Source organism: Bacteroides caecigallinarum, assembly GCF_016902295.1.
Classification (GTDB): domain Bacteria; phylum Bacteroidota; class Bacteroidia; order Bacteroidales; family Bacteroidaceae; genus Phocaeicola; species Phocaeicola caecigallinarum_A.
The window spans coordinates 35325-51552 of sequence record NZ_JACJLQ010000017.1 but is presented as its reverse complement, the minus strand read 5'-3'; the positions used below and the strand labels follow the sequence as shown (position 1 = coordinate 51552).

Below are 16228 nucleotides of genomic sequence, written 5' to 3'. Positions count from 1 at the left end.
GCCCTCAACGGACAGCCTGATTCGTTTTTTCTGGGGGTATCATTATCTCTTCGGTATATCTACCGAAGTTTCCTTCTGACCTTTCAGATGTTCAGAGAAATAATCTACAAGTCGCCAATAGAAATACTCGTTCATATCTCCAAACCCATGACGCTGACCAGGCAAATATAACATGTCGAAACGTTTGCCTGCCCTGATAAGAGCATTAACCACTCGTGTGGTATTAGCCGGATGGACATTATTGTCTATGTCACCATGAACCAGCATCAGATGTCCCTTCAGCTGTTTTACTATTTCAGGATTAGTAGCAATCTTATATACAAATGTAGTGTCGCCCTGCTCCGTAATAGTTTCCTTCACACCATGATGCGTCTCACTCCACCAACGGTTATAAATACGGTTGTCATGGTTTCCGGCACACGAAACAGCAGCCTTATAGAAATCAGGATACTGACATATTGCGGCTGTGGACATAAATCCTCCACCTGAATGTCCGTGGATTCCTACCTTATTTATATCAATATATCCATATCTTGCAGCAAGTTGTTCCACTGCCGCCTTATGGTCTGCCAACGGATAATCACGCATATTGCCGTAACCGTAATTGTGATACCACTTCGAACGGCTTGGATGTCCTCCCCTTTGTCCTACGGAAATAACTATAAATCCAGCCTGTGCCAGACGGTCTGTCCGGACGCTCATCCGTGTGAAAGGATAATATACGGCCTCTACCTGCGGACCCGGATATACATAATCAATTATAGGATATACCTTGGTCGAATCAAAATTGTATGGCTTGTACATAACCCCGTAAAGGTCTGTTACGCCATCGGCCGCCTTGACTTTGAAGAGTTCCGGAAACTTGTATCCTGCCGCCATAAGACTTGAGAAATCGCTTTCCTGTATGGTCATAACCTTATTTCCGTTTCTGTCGATAAGGTCTGCACATGGGACAGTATTCACACGCGAGAAATTATCAACGGCAAACTGTGCATTGTCCGACAATGAAATCTGATGGAAATAATCTCCCTCGGTAAGTCTTGTCAGACCACTACCGTTCACATTTACTTTATACAGATGTTCATAATAAGGATTCTCGTCTTTTTCTTTTCCGTTAGCCAGGAAATATACTGTGCGTGTAGCCTCATCAATCTTTAATACCTGTTCCACATGCCATGGTCCTTCGGTAATTCTGTTTTTCAGATTACCCTTGTCATCATACAGATAAAGGTGTGCCCAACCGTCACGCTCGCTCCACTGTATGAATTCCTTTCCACCGTTTATCACATGTATAGGACGTGTCTCCTGATAGGTGTTCATACGCTCCTTAACGATAGGAACAATAGAATCCTCTCCTACTGTATATGTACATACGTCGATACGATGAAGATCTCTGCTGTATCTTGTCACAAAGAAACGTTTATTATCGCCTTGCCATACAGAAGGACGGAACTCCATGTCTCTCTGTTTTTTCTCCATTGGCTTATACTCCAGTCCTAACCACTGGTTCTTCCATGCCGACACCTTGATTTCCTTACGTGTATTCGATGTCATATCGAATATATAAAGATGTTCCTCTGGAGCTTCCATTTCTCCAGGCATCTGATACTTGTATGTTTCAAGTGTTGGACGTGGCTCAGCTATTGAGTTGATTACCCAAAGAGGTTTTACAGCCCTGTCATCCGAAACTATAGTCACAAAATGTTTTGAGTCAGGCGACCAGCATCCCCATGCCTTACGACGCTTGCCATTACAAAGAGTGTCTGTATTTAGAAGGCTGTAAGGTATACCATAACCGAAATCCGGCATACCGTCTGTAGTAAGCTGAATTTCAACGATTGTGCTGTCCTTTTCATCCTTCTGTGCCTTGCGATAGTCGGCTATGCTCATACGATACAGATTACAATCCTTAGCATAAACCACCGATTGTCCGTCAGGTGAGACAGATGCCCATTCAAGCTTCTTTGGTTCCTTTTCCTTGTCAGTCAGATGAGTCAGTTTTTTTGTAGGATAATCATACGAGAAATAAAAAACTTTTTTCTCGTCCTTGTTTTTTTTATCCTTATCCTGCTTCTCGTCCTGCGATGACACGACCTCGAAAGTAAAAGTCTTTCCGTCAGCTTCAGCCTTCAAATTCTTAACAGGCAGATGTCTTGCCTCGAACGGGTCTTGAACAATTTCAGTAAGCTGTGCAGCAAGCTTATCACGGTCGAACAGTAAATCTTTTCTTTTCAGCGAAGGATTTACCACGTACCAGAAAGTACCTTCGGAAGTTTTATATTCATACCAGAAGCCATTCCCATTTTGAAACCAATGTGGGTCCACCAAAGTAGAAAACAACATGTTTTTGAGTTTTTCTTCAGTAAACTTCTCTGCCTGCAGATATTCAGGAAGCCTTTCCTGAGCTTTTGAGACAGTAGATGAGAACACTAACCCACCTAATATTGCACACAACAATATTCTTCTCATAAACAAATATTAATTATAACAAAAATCTAAGTACATCATTAAAGTTTGCCCATATAAGCAAAGCGAAAAGCAGGAACATTCCTACCATCTGCGCATATTCCAGAAACTTGTCACTCGGTTTGCGGCGAGCCACAATCTCATAAATCAGGAACAGTACATGTCCACCGTCAAGAGCAGGAATAGGCAAAATATTCATAAATGCCAATATGATGGACAGAAAAGCTGTCATAGACCAGAAACGCTGCCAGTCCCATACTTTAGGGAATATACTTCCAATTGTTCCGAAGCCGCCTACACTCTTGGCTCCTTCTTTTGTGAACACATACTTAAGATCGTTTACATATCCCTTCAGAGTGTTTACCCCTAAAGTTACTCCTGCAGGAAAAGATTCAAAAAAGCCGAAAGTACGTACTGTTGGAGTATAATTAAGCATACCACCTATGGCAGCCACCTTGAACTGTTCGTCAGTAGTCACGTTCACAGTATCTCTCACCCCGGCACGTGAATATACCAGTGTAAATTCAGCAGTAGTTTTTTCAGACACTTCGGCCCTTAGTTTAAGATCAGACATCTGGTTCTGGAAATCATTCCATGAATTCAAAGCCTTGCCATTCACGGCTATCAGAGAATCGCCTTTCTGTATGCCCGCATTGGCAAAACCTCCACCGGCCAAAACCGAATCGACTACATTGGGACAGAAAATATCTACAAACATAGGATCCTGTTGTGCCACATCCAGAAGGCTTAGTTCGGGCATCCTGATTTCAACTTCTTCTCCATTACGCAATACCTTAACATCCTTGGCCTCAACTACACTGCGTATCATATCCATACCGAAACGGTCAAGTTCCTTTCCGTCGGCACTCAAAATTATATCTCCGTCGCGGAAGCCGATATTCTGGGCTGTCTCGTTAAACTTAAGTCCATAACTCATATCCTTGAGTGCCACATACTTGTCGCCCCATGTAAACAGAATCATGGAATATATGAACAGAGCCAGAATAAAGTTCATCAGCACACCGCCAATCATAACCAGCAATCGCTGCCATGCCGGTTTTGAGCGGAACTCCCAAGGCTGCGCCGGCTGTTTCATCTGTTCCGTATCCATAGACTCATCTATCATACCGGCAATCTTACAATAACCGCCCAACGGCAACCATCCTACACCATACTCTGTTTCGGAATTCTTCGGCTTAAATTTGAATAATGAGAACCAGGGGTCAAAGAAGATATAGAATTTCTCAACCCTGATTTTGAATAATCTCGCGAAAAAGAAGTGTCCTCCTTCATGTACAATGACCAAAATGGACAAACTAAGTACCAACTGAAGGGCACGAATAAAAAATGTCTCCATCTGATTTTTCCAACTTTTTACATTAATAAAAATTAAAAGCGAGAGTTGATTACAAACTCTGCTGCTATGCGGCGTGCTATGGCATCAGTCTCAACATAATCATGATAATTAGGATTACTGATGAAAGCCACCTTATTCATTGTCTTTTCAATTACATCACTCATACCGAGGAAAGAAATCTGGTCTTTCAGAAATGCCGCGACAACAACCTCGTTTGCCGAGTTAACTATACATGGCATATTTCCGCCACGATTCATTGCCTCGTATGCAAAAGCCAGGTTTCTGAAACGCTTTGTATCAGGTTCCTCAAAAGTAAGAGTATTACATTTCATGAAATCAAGACGTTCGCCCGAAAGAGTTTCACGCTTAGGATAGGAAAAGGCATACTGTATAGGCAAACGCATATCAGGCACTCCGAGCTGAGCCTTAACGGCACCATCCTTAAATTCCACCATTGAATGTATCACAGATTGTGGGTGTACCACTACCTGAATCTGTTCCGGTTTAACCCCAAACAACCATTTAGCTTCAATCACTTCAAAACCCTTGTTCATCATTGACGCCGAGTCTATCGTAATCTTCGCTCCCATACTCCAGTTAGGATGTTTCAAGGCCTGTTCCTTAGTGACTGTAGCAAGCTGTTCCATACTGAGAGTTCGGAAAGGTCCACCAGAAGCTGTAAGAATAACCTTACTGATAGGATTATTCATCTCCAGACATTGGAAAATGGCAGAATGTTCCGAATCAACAGGCAGTATAGGAGTTCTGTACTGCTGGGCCAGTTCAGTAATAAGTTCGCCGGCAACGACAAGAGTTTCCTTATTGGCCAATGCTATAGTCTTACCCGAGCTTATCGCATTTATTGTCGGTTTAAGTCCTGCATATCCTACCATAGCGGTAAGAACAATGTTGATTGGTCCTGATTCTACAATCTGACTCAATGCTTCGGCTCCTGCATATACCTTAATAGGCAAGTCTGATAAAGCATCCTTCAATACCTGATATTTATCTTCGTTTGCAATAACCACCGCTTCAGGATGAAACTTTCTTGCCTGTTCTATAAGCTTATCCACCTTATTATTAGCAGTCAGTGCATATACTTCGTACAAATCAGGGTGTTCCTCTATCACTTGTAAAGCCTGGGTTCCAATAGAGCCCGTTGACCCCAAAATTGCTATCTGTTTCTTCATAATCTTAGAAAACTACATATTTTTCCGGATTTATTGGCGTACCCCTGTGCCAGAGTTCAAAGTGTACATAATGTTCATTCTGCTTTTCCTCACTTTTACCCACCAAAGCTATGACATCGCCACCTTTTACCCTTTCGCCAGGCTGTTTCATCAATGAACCACAATGTTTATATATACTGATAAAATTTTGTGAATGCTGTACCTGTATCACATATCCGTCGCTCACCGTATAAGTAGCCATAATCACAGTTCCGTCTAAAACGGCCAACACATTTGCGTTAGGACCTGTCATGACATCTATTCCGTAATGTTTCTTTTCTGCATCAAAGTTCATTTCCATAACCCCTTCAACAGGTTTGAAAAACACAAGTCCTGAAACCGCGTTTCCTATATCAATGGCACGAAGATTATATCTTTCCTTTTCTTCATACTGTTGCCTAAATTCCTCCTCTTCCTTTGTTCTCTCCATAAGCTGTTCAGCACGAAGGTTTGTAAGCGAGTCAATAGACTGTATAGTGTCAGTCTTGATTTTACCACTGAAAATATCCTGAATATTCATTATATATCTGTTCTGCCTGTCAAGTGCAAGTTTTAGTGAATCGGCTCTCAAGGCATTTGATACCACCATTTCGCGAACCTCACTGTTCATATATCCTGGCAGGTAGTTTCGCAACGGTGTAAAAGCTATTATGGAAGCTGCAATAATGAATATCACAGTACAGGCAAAAATAAGTACAGAAAGCCCGTTAAGTTTGGAGACATGTATTCCTACCACCTCCTCAAGTGTATTCTCGTTGATGATAGTAAGTTTGTATTTAAACTTAATATTATGCCAAAACGCTTTACGTCCCTTCTTTCTCATACTCAACAGATTTTCTTATTATTCCAACAAACCTTCAGGAATATCAACTTTTACACATTTCTTCTTGTGGTCGATATTGAGTATAAACTCTTCATGAGCAGGAAGCAATATTTCACTGCCATCTTCCTTTTCAATAACGAACAAGACATTGATAGTAGCATCATCCACATCAACAACCTTGCCTAACATCCCGTGGGTTACATCATCAACATCAAAACCTACAAAATAATTCCATGACGTCACCTCATCCTGTTCCTCCACAAACTTTATCGGAAAAAACACTTCTACATTGGTAAACATCCTTGCTTTTTCCGCCGTATCAACATCTTCAAACTTAACCAATGCCGAATTATCCGAACGGAAACGATACTCTTCTATAAAGAACGGAACAAAAATCCCGTCCATAAGCAAAATCAGATAATCACAATCCACACGGTCGAATATATCATCAGTGAAAGTAAAAGAAACCTCTCCCTTCACTCCATGCGGTTTATTGATGACACCAATTTTATATACTTCTTCTTTTCTTATCATTTCTATTATGAGTTTGTAAGTTTTTGAGTTTTTAAGTTGGCTGATGCAAACACCAACAAACTAAAGAACTAAAAACTAAAAAACTAATTCTCAGATTCTGGTGATTCGCGCACCAAGTGCAGTAAGGCGCTGTTCAATGTTCTGATAACCACGGTCTATCTGTTCTATATTATGAATCCTGCTCGTGCCTTCAGCACCCAAAGCAGCTATAAGCAGAGCAATACCTGCACGTATATCAGGCGAAGTCATGTTTCCTCCCCTCAGACTGAAATTATGGTCATGGCCTATAACAACAGCCCTGTGCGGATCGCACAATATAATCTGCGCACCCATGTCTATCAGTTTATCGACAAAGAATAATCGGCTTTCAAACATCTTCTGATGAATAAGCACACTTCCTTTTGCCTGAGTTGCCACTACCAACATCACACTGAGCAAATCAGGAGTTAGTCCAGGCCACGGAGCATCGGCTATAGTCATGATAGAACCGTCGATAAACGATTCTATCTCATAATGTTCCTGTTGCGGAACATAGATGTCGTCACCTATCTGCTTAAGCCGGATACCAAGACGGCGGAAACTATCAGGAATAATGCCAAGATTGTCATACGAAACATTCTTTATCGTAATCTCACTCCTTGTCATGGCGGCCATAGCAATAAAGCTACCAACCTCAATCATGTCAGGAAGTATTGTATGCGTACAACCTTTCAATTCCTTTACCCCCTCAATAGTAAGCAGATTAGATGCAATACCAGATATTTTTGCCCCCATACGGTTAAGCATCTTGCACAATTGTTGCAGATAAGGCTCGCAGGCAGCATTATAAATAGTTGTCACTCCTTCTGCAAGCACGGCAGCCATGACTATATTGGCAGTACCTGTCACAGAAGCCTCATCAAGCAACATATATGTTCCTTTCAGCTTATCAGCCGAGAGTGTATAAACGCCGCGTTCTGCATCATAGTTAAATGAGGCTCCAAGTTTCTGTATTCCAATGAAATGAGTATCCAAACGACGACGTCCTATCTTATCACCACCGGGTTTGGAAATCAAAGCTTTACCGAAGCGCGACAACAACGGACCGACCAGCATGACCGAGCCCCTCAGTTTAGAACATCTCTGAAGGAATTCCTCACTCTCAAGATAAGACAAATTCACGTTATCAGCTTTGAATGAATACGTATCAGCATTCAGTTTCGTTACTTTAACTCCCATATCGCTGATAAGTTGAATAAGATTATTCACATCAAGTATATTTGGTATATTATGTACCGTAACCTCTTCCGAAGTAAGCAATGTGGCACATAATATCTGTAAGGCTTCATTTTTTGCACCCTGTGGTACTATTTCGCCATGAAGCTTGTGTCCTCCTTCTATTACAAATGAGCTCATACTTTGTCTGTAAGTTTGTGAGTTTGTGAGTTTGTAAGTTTGTTATCATCAGCAAACTTAAGAACTAAAAAACTCAAGAACTAAAAAAAAACTATTGTTTGCGTTTTTGCTGGTTATTATTTGCCTGTCGGCGACGCTGAGTGAACGTACGCTGCTCGAAGAACTTAACGTCATCAACAGTTATTTTGATTTTTCCGTCAGAAAGTTCACACAGGTCATCTATTATTCTTTGATTATCCACACCATCCTTATTCCAGTTCTGATAGTCTTTTTTCATCTGGTTGGCAATAAGATTGATGAGTTGTTTTTTTTCTTCACCTTCCTCATAGTCGGACGCTACCTTAATAAGGTCCTGCACAAAACGTCCGTAATGCCTGTATTTAAGTTTCGACTGGGGATATGGAACCATATCCGGCTTGACATGGAGACTTTCTTTCTTTACAATTTCCACCGGATAGTCAATATCAAGCTTGAAATCAGACATAATAGCCAGATGGTCCCAAAGTTTTTGGTTTAAGTCAGCATTATCCTTAAACTGAGGGAACATGCCCTTCATAATCTTGATTATAGTGTTCGCACATATCTGCCTTTGCTCGCGGTCCTCAATCGTAAGCGCATGGTCCACCATATTTTGTACACTTCGTCCATATTCAGGAAGCGGAAGACGGCGTTGCTGGGTATTATATTCCATATATTTCCAATTAAATATTATCAAAGCAATTTTTTAGGAGTAGATGCGACAAACTCTTTCAGATAGAAAGGTTCAAAATACGCAACATCCTTATAATCTTCAACAGCCACAGCCTTTTCGGCCAATGGGAACATCCATTTTGCCAAAGGATAAACATCATCAATAAAATGAGCATTAGGATGTGTTATCTTATCACGGCACTTTGCCGCACCGTTTCCGAAGAAATAGACCGGATGTTCGTCAAGAAATTCCTTATAAGAGTTTTCATCAATTATGTCGGCACCTATCTCACGACATGCTTTAAGAGAACGGTCGTATATTGCCGCATAAACTTCCATACGACGCGCATCAATCATCGGACATAACAGAGCATCATCAGGCAAATCATTATTCAGCAACACAGGCACACACATAATCTGAGGAGTAGGTATTCCTATAAGAGGAATATTTCTTCCATAGCAGATACCCTTGGCCATAGATACGCCAATACGTAATCCCGTATATGAGCCAGGTCCGCAGCTCACGGCAACAGCATCAAGCGGAATAGCATGATTATCAACAAACGACAAAGCCTCGTCAACATATACTCCGAGTACAGTAGCATGCGACGGACCGTTAAAATCTTCTTTAGTAAAAATAGAAGCTCCGTCCTGACTTACAGATACGGAACATACTTCTGTAGATGTTTCAATATGTAAAATGCACGACATAGTTTACTTTTAATACATTATTGTCTGCAAATATACACTTTTTATCCAACTCTCTTTCTAAAAATTCCTCACTTTTCCTTACTTTTGCAGAAAAATAGAATTTGTTATGATACAATCAATGACCGGTTACGGTAAATCAACCGTTACTTACAACGATAAGAAAATTATCGTAGAAATAAAATCACTAAACAGCAAGGCACTCGACATATCTGCCAGAATAGCCCCTCTGTACAGAGAAAAAGAGATGGAAATCAGAAACATGATTTCCAAAAGTCTGGAACGCGGTAAAGTTGACTTTAGTCTGTGGATTGAAAAAGAAGCCTCAGACGCGGCAACCCCTATAAATGCCGCCTTACTCCAAAATTATTACACACAAATCAAAAATATATCCGAAACTTGCAATATTCCTTTACCATCCGACTGGTTTGCGACTCTTCTCCGTATGCCGGACGTTTTGACCAAAGTTGATATACAGGTACTTGAAGACGAAGAATGGGAAGTGGCAAGAGGAGCTGTCGAAGAAGCAATAAACGCTCTTGTAAACTTCCGCAAACAGGAAGGAGCCGCACTGGAAAAGAAATTCACCGAGAAAATTGATAACATAGAGCGTCTGCTTGCATCAATAGAGCCATACGAAAAAGAAAGAGTGGCACGTATCAGAGAAAAAATCACAGATGCACTCGAAAAGACCATCAGTGTGGACTACGACAAGAACCGCCTGGAACAGGAACTGATATATTATATCGAAAAGCTCGATATAAACGAAGAAAAACAACGTCTGACGAACCATCTGAAATATTTCCGCGAAACGATGGCCGGAGGACACGGACAGGGCAAAAAGCTTGGTTTCATTGCCCAGGAAATGGGACGAGAAATCAACACTACAGGCAGTAAGTCCAACCACGCGGAAATGCAGAACATTGTAGTCCAGATGAAAGATGAGCTGGAACAAATCAAAGAACAAGTATTAAACGTAATGTAAAAATGGGAAAACTAATAATCTTTTCAGCCCCGTCAGGTTCCGGAAAATCGACAATAATAAACTATCTGCTGAAACAAAACCTTAATTTGGCGTTTTCAATATCTGCCACAAGCCGTCCACCACGCGGCACAGAACAGAACGGAGTGGAATATTTCTTTCTTACCCCTGACGAGTTCAGACAGAAAATAGCCAACGGAGAATTCCTTGAATACGAGGAAGTGTATAAAGACCGTTTCTACGGAACACTGAAATCACAGGTAGAAAAACAACTTTCAGAGGGACAGAATGTGATATTCGACGTTGATGTTGTAGGCGGATGCAACATCAAAAAATTCTATGGTGAGCGTGCATTATCTGTATTCATACAGCCCCCATCTGTAGAAGAACTTCGCAAGCGCCTGAACGGACGCGGCACAGACACACCTGAAGTGATAGAAAGCCGTATAGCAAAAGCAGAATTCGAGTTAGGCTATGCCGACAAGTTCGACGTAGTAATTATAAACGATGAACTCGAAAAAGCACAGGCGGAAGCACTTGAAACAATCAGTAATTTCCTGAAAAAATAATATGGCAAGAAATCCCAAAAAGATAATGAGACTGATGATGATTCTTACAATCGTCATCGGTTTCGCCGCTTTGGCTGTAGGCATTGTGGCAATGGCAAAAGAAGAATATATCATAGCTACAGCCATGATACTGGTAGCAGCATGGCAGATAGTCAACTATAGATTATGGAAGAAAAAAAGTTAAGAACAGGCATTTTCGGAGGCTCATTTAACCCTATACATATCGGGCACCTGGCATTGGGCAATTATCTGTGCGAAAACGGATATGTTGACGAATTATGGTTCTTAGTCTCTCCACAGAACCCGTTCAAACAGAACCAGTCACTGCTTGACGACAGCATACGTCTGAGATTGGTACAAGAAGCCACAAAAGGCTATCCTAAATTCTATGCTTCCGATTTTGAATTCAATCTTCCAAAACCATCATATACAGTCACAACACTCAACAAACTGTCAGAGACATATCCTGACAGGGAGTTTTATCTTATAATAGGAGCCGACAACTGGGCTGCTTTCGACCGCTGGAAATCTCCTGAAGCAATCATATCAAAATTTCATGTACTGGTCTATCCACGACTCGGATATGAAATACCGGATTCATTACCTCAGAACGTAGAAGCTATTGACAGTCCTTTAATAGAGGTAAGTTCAACATTTATCCGCGAAAGTATATCGCAAGGGAAAGACGTACGGTATTTTTTGCATCCAGCGGTATATAAGATTATAAATAATGAGGGACTATATAAATGAGTAACAAAAAAACGAACAGCTATTCAATGCTATCCATCATCAAGAATTTCCTTAAATGAAGATGAGTAATGCCATTATCATCATTTTGCGAGAGTAACGGTGTCATGGATATAACATATTTAGGGTAATTATCATTTATATCTCTAAGGTTTCCAAACTCACGTTTTCTTGTTATTTCATCATATATGACATACGACGCTTGAATATATACTCGTTTCATTCCAGCTTTTTTTGTACAGACAAAATCAATTTCACCTGCTTGTAATTGACCCACAGTCACATCATACCCCATTCTTACCAAATGCTGGTAAATTATATTTTCAATGACTTTTTCAATGTCTCCCTCTCTTGTTCCCCCGACAATTGCGTTACGAATACCATTATCTTCGAAATAGAATTTATCATTACTTTCAAATATCCGTTTGCCATGAATATCATATCTATTTACTTTATGTATTATATAAGCATCTTCCAGATATTTCGCATAGTTTATCACTGTATCAGAGGAAATCTTATCGCCTTGTAATTTCATATATTTGGAGATATTATTCGCAGAAATCAATTTTCCTATATTGTCAGCGATGAAATTGGTAAGATTTTCAAGGAATACAATATTACGAATTTTGTTACGGAAAATTACATCCTTCAATAGTACGGTATTAAATACATCTTTCTGGTACTCTACCGCATCATCCTCATCCAGTCCTATTTTGGCCAAACCTGGAAGACCTCCAAATTGAATATATTTTGCCAATGAATCGTCACTATCATATAAATTATGAAACAATAAAAACTCTTTATAACTAAGAGACTGAATATATATTTCCTTATATCTGCCACCGATTATTGTACTAAGTTCATTACTTAACATTTTCGCGTTACTTCCGGTAATAACAACTCTCGCGTCAGGTTCAGTACGATAACTCCTTACTGTACGTTCAAACCCTTCTATATCTTGAATTTCATCTACAAGAATATAATTCATCATACCTTTCCGATAATGTTTATCAATGTAGTCATTCAAGTCTTTATAAGTATTGATATAATCAAAATCCTTCTTTTCCTTATCAATATAGATAATGTTATTATTCAAATCCCTGCTTTTAATATCACGCAACATCTTTAACGTATAGCTTTTACCTACACGTCTCTGCCCAGTCAAAACTATTATATAATCATTATCAAGATACTTTTCTATCTTATCCAGATACATCTGTCTTATTATTATTTCCATATCTCGTTGTTTTATAACAAATACAAAAATAAAAAATTATCGTTTATAATCGATAGAATTGTAAAAAAAAATATTTTATCGATTATAAACGATAAAATGCAAATATACCCATAAAGAACTCTATGTTAACACGTTTTATGATATAAGATATTTTCTGTACAGAAACCTGGAGATGGGCTACAGTTCCGAAAATTTGGAATACGTAACATTATGCCTGTGGCATTTCATAGCTTCATTTAAATTTATCCAACAATATAGAGAAGTCAACAAATCTAAAAAAGGTGATGTAGTACAGGAAGCTATCAACTATATGAGAAGTAATCTTGATAAAAGACTATCACTTGAAGACATTGCAGGTAATGTAAATTATTCTCCATCACACTTCGGACAGATTTTCCTTAAGAAAACCGGACACAGTCCGTTGAATTATTTCAACCAACTGAAGATACAGAAGGCATGCCAGATGCTTGATTTCTCTGATATGAAAATTAAGGAAATAGCCTGTGAGCTTGGCTTCTACGACCAGTATCATTTCTCGAAAACTTTCTTCAAAATCACAAGCGAGACTCCATCTCAATATAAGAAAAGGAATAAGGGATAATAATGATTTTTTCTATTCCAAATACCCAAAATAAAACACGGGCATGTTTTCATTAAAACATGCCCGTGTTTTAACCTAAACGTGCCCGTGTTTTTTTTCAAGGCTTTTCAGCATTTGAAATTGACTTATTCGCTCAATGTTTTTCCTGTATTTCTAACCAGAAGTAAGACTTCATTATTTCCGGCATCCATAAGCGACAAAGTTCCGTCTTCGTTCACTACGAATGAAGCTACCTTGTTCATTGCCTCAAGAACCTTACCTTCTGTTTCCATTCCTGGACCAGCCATCATTGTACTTATCATCTGGCCAAACTTCAAAGATGAAGCATTTCCTTCCTCCTGCGAGAATGAACCGTTGATGATGTTGCATCCGCCATTTCCGTGGACGGCATTATCAGCGACATTGAATGAAAGGAACGGAGTCTTGTCGGCAACTTCAATTTCCACACCATCTACTTTTGAGATAGTCCATTCGCCGTTAATATCATTTATTGATACGGCAGGAGCTTCTCTTTTCTCGAGTGACATAAGAACTTTGCCGTCTTTATCCGTAAGCTCAACCCCTGTAGCCGATGCCTTATAGCCGGCAACTTCGTTCAATGCTTCAAGAACTTTCTGTTCTGTCTCCATATCCGGACACATCATACGTGTAGTGCCAATATTTGTGAGGCCTATATGACCGGGATTTACTGAATCGATTTCTACCCCACCCATTATTCTGTTACATCCTGCATTGCCATACAAACGGCCGTTTTCCATATCAAAACCTATATAAGGATTTCCGGTCACCTCTTTACCTTCTACTGATACGACATTCCATTCGCCAGAGATATCAACTGATTTACTTGCTGTTCCACAAGATGATAATAATACAGCAGCAAAAGCAGCTGCACTGATCAATGTTTTCTTCATACTGTTTTTCCTCTAAATTTTCTATCTAAAATAACAAAATCAATAATCGATTGTTCATGTAAAAGTAGCAAACGATATTATAGATTATTCTATTCTGATATAAAAATTGCGATAATTGGATAATACTGCATGCAGTTTTGAAAAAAGTCTTATCTTTGCATACTGAACGGTAACGTTTACCGGGAATTAAAATTTCACATTAATATATTAAATGAGTAAAGTATTGATTATCGGTGCAGGCGGTGTAGGTACCGTTGTTGCACACAAGGTGGCTCAGCATCCTGAAGTTTTCACAGAAGTGATGATAGCAAGCCGCACCCAGTCAAAATGTGACGCGATTGTAAAGGCAATCGGTAACCCAAACATCAAAACCGCTAAGGTAGATGCAGACAATGTGGCCGAACTGGTGGCTTTATTCAACAGTTTTAAACCCGAAATCGTTATTAACGTAGCTCTTCCTTATCAGGATCTTACCATCATGGAAGCTTGCTTGCAGGCAGGAGTAAATTATCTTGATACTGCCAACTATGAGCCGAAAGACGAGGCCCATTTCGAATACAGCTGGCAATGGGCTTACAAGAAACGTTTCGAAGATGCAGGTCTGACTGCAATCCTCGGATGCGGATTCGACCCGGGAGTGAGCGGTGTATATACAGCATACGCTGCCAAACACCATTTCGACGAGATGCATTACCTTGACATAGTGGACTGCAATGCAGGAAATCACCACAAGGCTTTTGCAACAAACTTCAACCCTGAAATCAATATCCGCGAAATTACCCAAAACGGACGTTACTGGGAAGACGGAAAGTGGGTAACCACAAAACCTCTGGAATTCCATAAGGACCTGACTTATCCTAACATCGGTCCGCGTGACTCATATCTGCTTTATCACGAAGAACTGGAATCATTGGTAAAGAATTTCCCTACTATCAAGCGCGCGCGTTTCTGGATGACTTTCGGTCAGGAATATCTCACTCACCTGAGAGTGATACAGAACATCGGCATGGCAAGCATCGAGCCTATCAACTACAACGGAATGGAAATCGTTCCATTGCAGTTCCTGAAAGCCGTATTGCCTAACCCACAGGATCTTGGCGAAAACTACGAAGGCGAAACTTCTATCGGTTGCCGTATCCGCGGTGTGAAAGACGGAAAGGAACGTACATACTACGTTTACAACAACTGTTCTCATCAGGCTGCTTACAAGGAAACCGGTATGCAGGGTGTAAGCTACACTACAGGTGTTCCGGCAATGATAGGTGCCATGATGTTCCTGAAAGGATTATGGAAACGTCCGGGAGTATGGAACGTGGAAGAATTCGATCCGGATCCATTCATGGAAGCATTGAACATGTACGGATTGCCATGGCATGAAGTGTTCGACGGAGATTTGGAACTTTAATATAAGATGACAAAGTCACAGAGTTACAAGTTGACAAGGTTTCTATCCAGAAGGATAGCCTTGTCAACTTGTCATCTTGTAAACTTGTCAACTAAATAAAAAAAACTAATATTATGAATGTAGGAGACAAGGCACCCGACTTTTTGGGACTGAACGAAAAAGGCGAAGAAATACGCCTGAGCAATTACAAAGGAAAGAAAGTAGTACTTTACTTCTATCCTAAAGACATGACCAGCGGATGTACTGCACAGGCATGCAATCTGCGCGACAACTACGAGACTCTGCAAAATGCAGGATACGAAATTATAGGTGCAAGCATACAGGATGCCAAGTCGCACCAGAAATTCATTGAAAAGAACAGTTTGCCATTCACCATCATTGCCGATACGGAACAGAAACTGGTTCAGGAATTCGGTGTTTGGGGTGAAAAAAGCATGTACGGAAGAAAATATATGGGAACTTTCCGTACTACCTTCATCATCAACGAAGAAGGGGTGATAGAAAGAATCATTTCTCCTAAAGAGGTGAAGACAAAAGACCACGCAGCACAGATTTTAAAATAATAACAACATAT

Annotated in this window: 17 protein-coding genes; 7 read left to right on the top strand and 10 right to left on the bottom strand. The window is 40.2% G+C overall.

All coding sequences use genetic code 11. The features are described from left to right. Positions 1-42 precede the first annotated feature (42 nt). The 8 genes from H6A27_RS07535 to tsaB form a co-directional block, all read right to left on the bottom strand. Positions 43-2469, bottom strand: coding sequence for a S9 family peptidase (locus H6A27_RS07535; RefSeq protein ID WP_204508173.1), 2427 nt, complete (start codon positions 2467-2469; stop codon positions 43-45). Positions 2470-2482: 13 nt separating this feature from the next. After that, complete coding sequence (gene rseP / locus H6A27_RS07530; RefSeq protein ID WP_204400905.1) at positions 2483-3823, bottom strand: RIP metalloprotease RseP; 1341 nt, start codon at positions 3821-3823, stop codon at positions 2483-2485. A gap of 32 nt (positions 3824-3855) precedes the next feature. Further along, a complete protein-coding gene (locus tag H6A27_RS07525; RefSeq protein ID WP_204508172.1) occupies positions 3856-5013 on the bottom strand; it encodes a 1-deoxy-D-xylulose-5-phosphate reductoisomerase in 1158 nt (385 codons plus the stop codon). Between the two features lie 4 nt (positions 5014-5017). Continuing rightward, positions 5018-5875, bottom strand: coding sequence for a murein hydrolase activator EnvC family protein (locus H6A27_RS07520; RefSeq protein ID WP_204400901.1), 858 nt, complete (start codon positions 5873-5875; stop codon positions 5018-5020). 18 nt (positions 5876-5893) lie between these two features. After that, positions 5894-6409: a ribosome maturation factor RimM gene (gene rimM / locus H6A27_RS07515; protein WP_204400899.1), complete on the bottom strand. Its 516-nt coding sequence runs from the start codon at positions 6407-6409 to the stop codon at positions 5894-5896. Positions 6410-6499: 90 nt separating this feature from the next. Further along, on the bottom strand, positions 6500-7804 hold the full coding sequence (murA, locus tag H6A27_RS07510) for a UDP-N-acetylglucosamine 1-carboxyvinyltransferase (RefSeq protein WP_204508171.1): 1305 nt from the start codon (positions 7802-7804) through the stop codon (positions 6500-6502). A gap of 91 nt (positions 7805-7895) precedes the next feature. Beyond that, entirely contained in the window at positions 7896-8495 is a 600-nt protein-coding gene (locus H6A27_RS07505) for a DUF4290 domain-containing protein (protein ID WP_204400895.1), read from the bottom strand. Positions 8496-8515: 20 nt separating this feature from the next. Then, a complete protein-coding gene (gene tsaB / locus H6A27_RS07500; protein ID WP_204400893.1) occupies positions 8516-9205 on the bottom strand; it encodes a tRNA (adenosine(37)-N6)-threonylcarbamoyltransferase complex dimerization subunit type 1 TsaB in 690 nt (229 codons plus the stop codon). Between the two features lie 106 nt (positions 9206-9311). On the opposite strand from tsaB, the gene H6A27_RS07495 reads away from it, so the two are divergent. The 4 genes from H6A27_RS07495 to nadD are packed head-to-tail and all read left to right on the top strand — an operon-like array spanning position 9312 to position 11503. Beyond that, positions 9312-10187 (top strand): YicC/YloC family endoribonuclease, encoded by an 876-nt coding sequence (locus H6A27_RS07495; RefSeq protein ID WP_204508170.1) that lies wholly within the window; start codon positions 9312-9314, stop codon positions 10185-10187. Between the two features lie 2 nt (positions 10188-10189). Then, positions 10190-10753, top strand: a complete 564-nt coding sequence (gene gmk, locus H6A27_RS07490; protein ID WP_204400889.1) for a guanylate kinase — start codon at positions 10190-10192, stop codon at positions 10751-10753. A gap of 1 nt (position 10754) precedes the next feature. Next, positions 10755-10937 (top strand): hypothetical protein, encoded by a 183-nt coding sequence (locus H6A27_RS07485; protein ID WP_204508169.1) that lies wholly within the window; start codon positions 10755-10757, stop codon positions 10935-10937. Then, the gene (gene nadD, locus H6A27_RS07480; RefSeq protein WP_204508168.1) at positions 10919-11503 is read left to right on the top strand and encodes a nicotinate (nicotinamide) nucleotide adenylyltransferase; all 585 of its coding nucleotides are present in this window, start codon (positions 10919-10921) and stop codon (positions 11501-11503) included. The genes H6A27_RS07485 and nadD overlap by 19 nt, the downstream gene beginning before the upstream one ends. A 19-nt stretch (positions 11504-11522) precedes the next feature. Here nadD and H6A27_RS07475 read toward each other — a convergent pair whose 3' ends face one another. Further along, on the bottom strand, positions 11523-12737 hold the full coding sequence (locus tag H6A27_RS07475) for an ATP-binding protein (protein WP_204400883.1): 1215 nt from the start codon (positions 12735-12737) through the stop codon (positions 11523-11525). Between the two features lie 193 nt (positions 12738-12930). Between H6A27_RS07475 and H6A27_RS07470 the strand changes: the two genes are divergently transcribed. Beyond that, positions 12931-13338, top strand: coding sequence for a helix-turn-helix domain-containing protein (locus H6A27_RS07470; protein ID WP_239469607.1), 408 nt, complete (start codon positions 12931-12933; stop codon positions 13336-13338). A 125-nt stretch (positions 13339-13463) separates the two neighbouring features. On the opposite strand, the gene H6A27_RS07465 is transcribed toward H6A27_RS07470, so the two are convergent. Continuing rightward, positions 13464-14249 carry an META domain-containing protein gene (locus H6A27_RS07465; RefSeq protein ID WP_204508166.1) on the bottom strand — a complete coding sequence of 262 codons (786 nt, stop codon included), beginning with the start codon at positions 14247-14249 and terminating at the stop codon, positions 13464-13466. Between the two features lie 211 nt (positions 14250-14460). Here H6A27_RS07465 and H6A27_RS07460 point away from each other — a divergent pair, with 211 nt between their 5' ends. Next, positions 14461-15654: a saccharopine dehydrogenase family protein gene (locus H6A27_RS07460; RefSeq protein ID WP_154044693.1), complete on the top strand. Its 1194-nt coding sequence runs from the start codon at positions 14461-14463 to the stop codon at positions 15652-15654. Positions 15655-15767: 113 nt separating this feature from the next. After that, positions 15768-16217: a thioredoxin-dependent thiol peroxidase gene (bcp, locus tag H6A27_RS07455; RefSeq protein ID WP_204508165.1), complete on the top strand. Its 450-nt coding sequence runs from the start codon at positions 15768-15770 to the stop codon at positions 16215-16217. The last annotated feature ends 11 nt before the right edge of the window (positions 16218-16228 follow it).

Excerpts from the sequence above, each read along its gene's own strand:
- H6A27_RS07520 (WP_204400901.1), bottom strand. The coding sequence starts at position 5,875 with ATGAGAAAGAAGGGACGTAAAGCGTTTTGGCATAATATTAAGTTTAAA.
- bcp (WP_204508165.1), top strand. The coding sequence starts at position 15,768 with ATGAATGTAGGAGACAAGGCACCCGACTTTTTGGGACTGAACGAAAAA.
- gmk (WP_204400889.1), top strand. The coding sequence starts at position 10,190 with ATGGGAAAACTAATAATCTTTTCAGCCCCGTCAGGTTCCGGAAAATCG.
- H6A27_RS07460 (WP_154044693.1), top strand. The coding sequence starts at position 14,461 with ATGAGTAAAGTATTGATTATCGGTGCAGGCGGTGTAGGTACCGTTGTT.
- H6A27_RS07495 (WP_204508170.1), top strand. The coding sequence starts at position 9,312 with ATGATACAATCAATGACCGGTTACGGTAAATCAACCGTTACTTACAAC.
- H6A27_RS07505 (WP_204400895.1), bottom strand. The coding sequence starts at position 8,495 with ATGGAATATAATACCCAGCAACGCCGTCTTCCGCTTCCTGAATATGGA.
- nadD (WP_204508168.1), top strand. The coding sequence starts at position 10,919 with ATGGAAGAAAAAAAGTTAAGAACAGGCATTTTCGGAGGCTCATTTAAC.
- rseP (WP_204400905.1), bottom strand. The coding sequence starts at position 3,823 with ATGGAGACATTTTTTATTCGTGCCCTTCAGTTGGTACTTAGTTTGTCC.
- H6A27_RS07475 (WP_204400883.1), bottom strand. The coding sequence starts at position 12,737 with ATGGAAATAATAATAAGACAGATGTATCTGGATAAGATAGAAAAGTAT.
- H6A27_RS07485 (WP_204508169.1), top strand. The coding sequence starts at position 10,755 with ATGGCAAGAAATCCCAAAAAGATAATGAGACTGATGATGATTCTTACA.
- murA (WP_204508171.1), bottom strand. The coding sequence starts at position 7,804 with ATGAGCTCATTTGTAATAGAAGGAGGACACAAGCTTCATGGCGAAATA.
- H6A27_RS07535 (WP_204508173.1), bottom strand. The coding sequence starts at position 2,469 with ATGAGAAGAATATTGTTGTGTGCAATATTAGGTGGGTTAGTGTTCTCA.
- H6A27_RS07465 (WP_204508166.1), bottom strand. The coding sequence starts at position 14,249 with ATGAAGAAAACATTGATCAGTGCAGCTGCTTTTGCTGCTGTATTATTA.
- tsaB (WP_204400893.1), bottom strand. The coding sequence starts at position 9,205 with ATGTCGTGCATTTTACATATTGAAACATCTACAGAAGTATGTTCCGTA.
- rimM (WP_204400899.1), bottom strand. The coding sequence starts at position 6,409 with ATGATAAGAAAAGAAGAAGTATATAAAATTGGTGTCATCAATAAACCG.
- H6A27_RS07525 (WP_204508172.1), bottom strand. The coding sequence starts at position 5,013 with ATGAAGAAACAGATAGCAATTTTGGGGTCAACGGGCTCTATTGGAACC.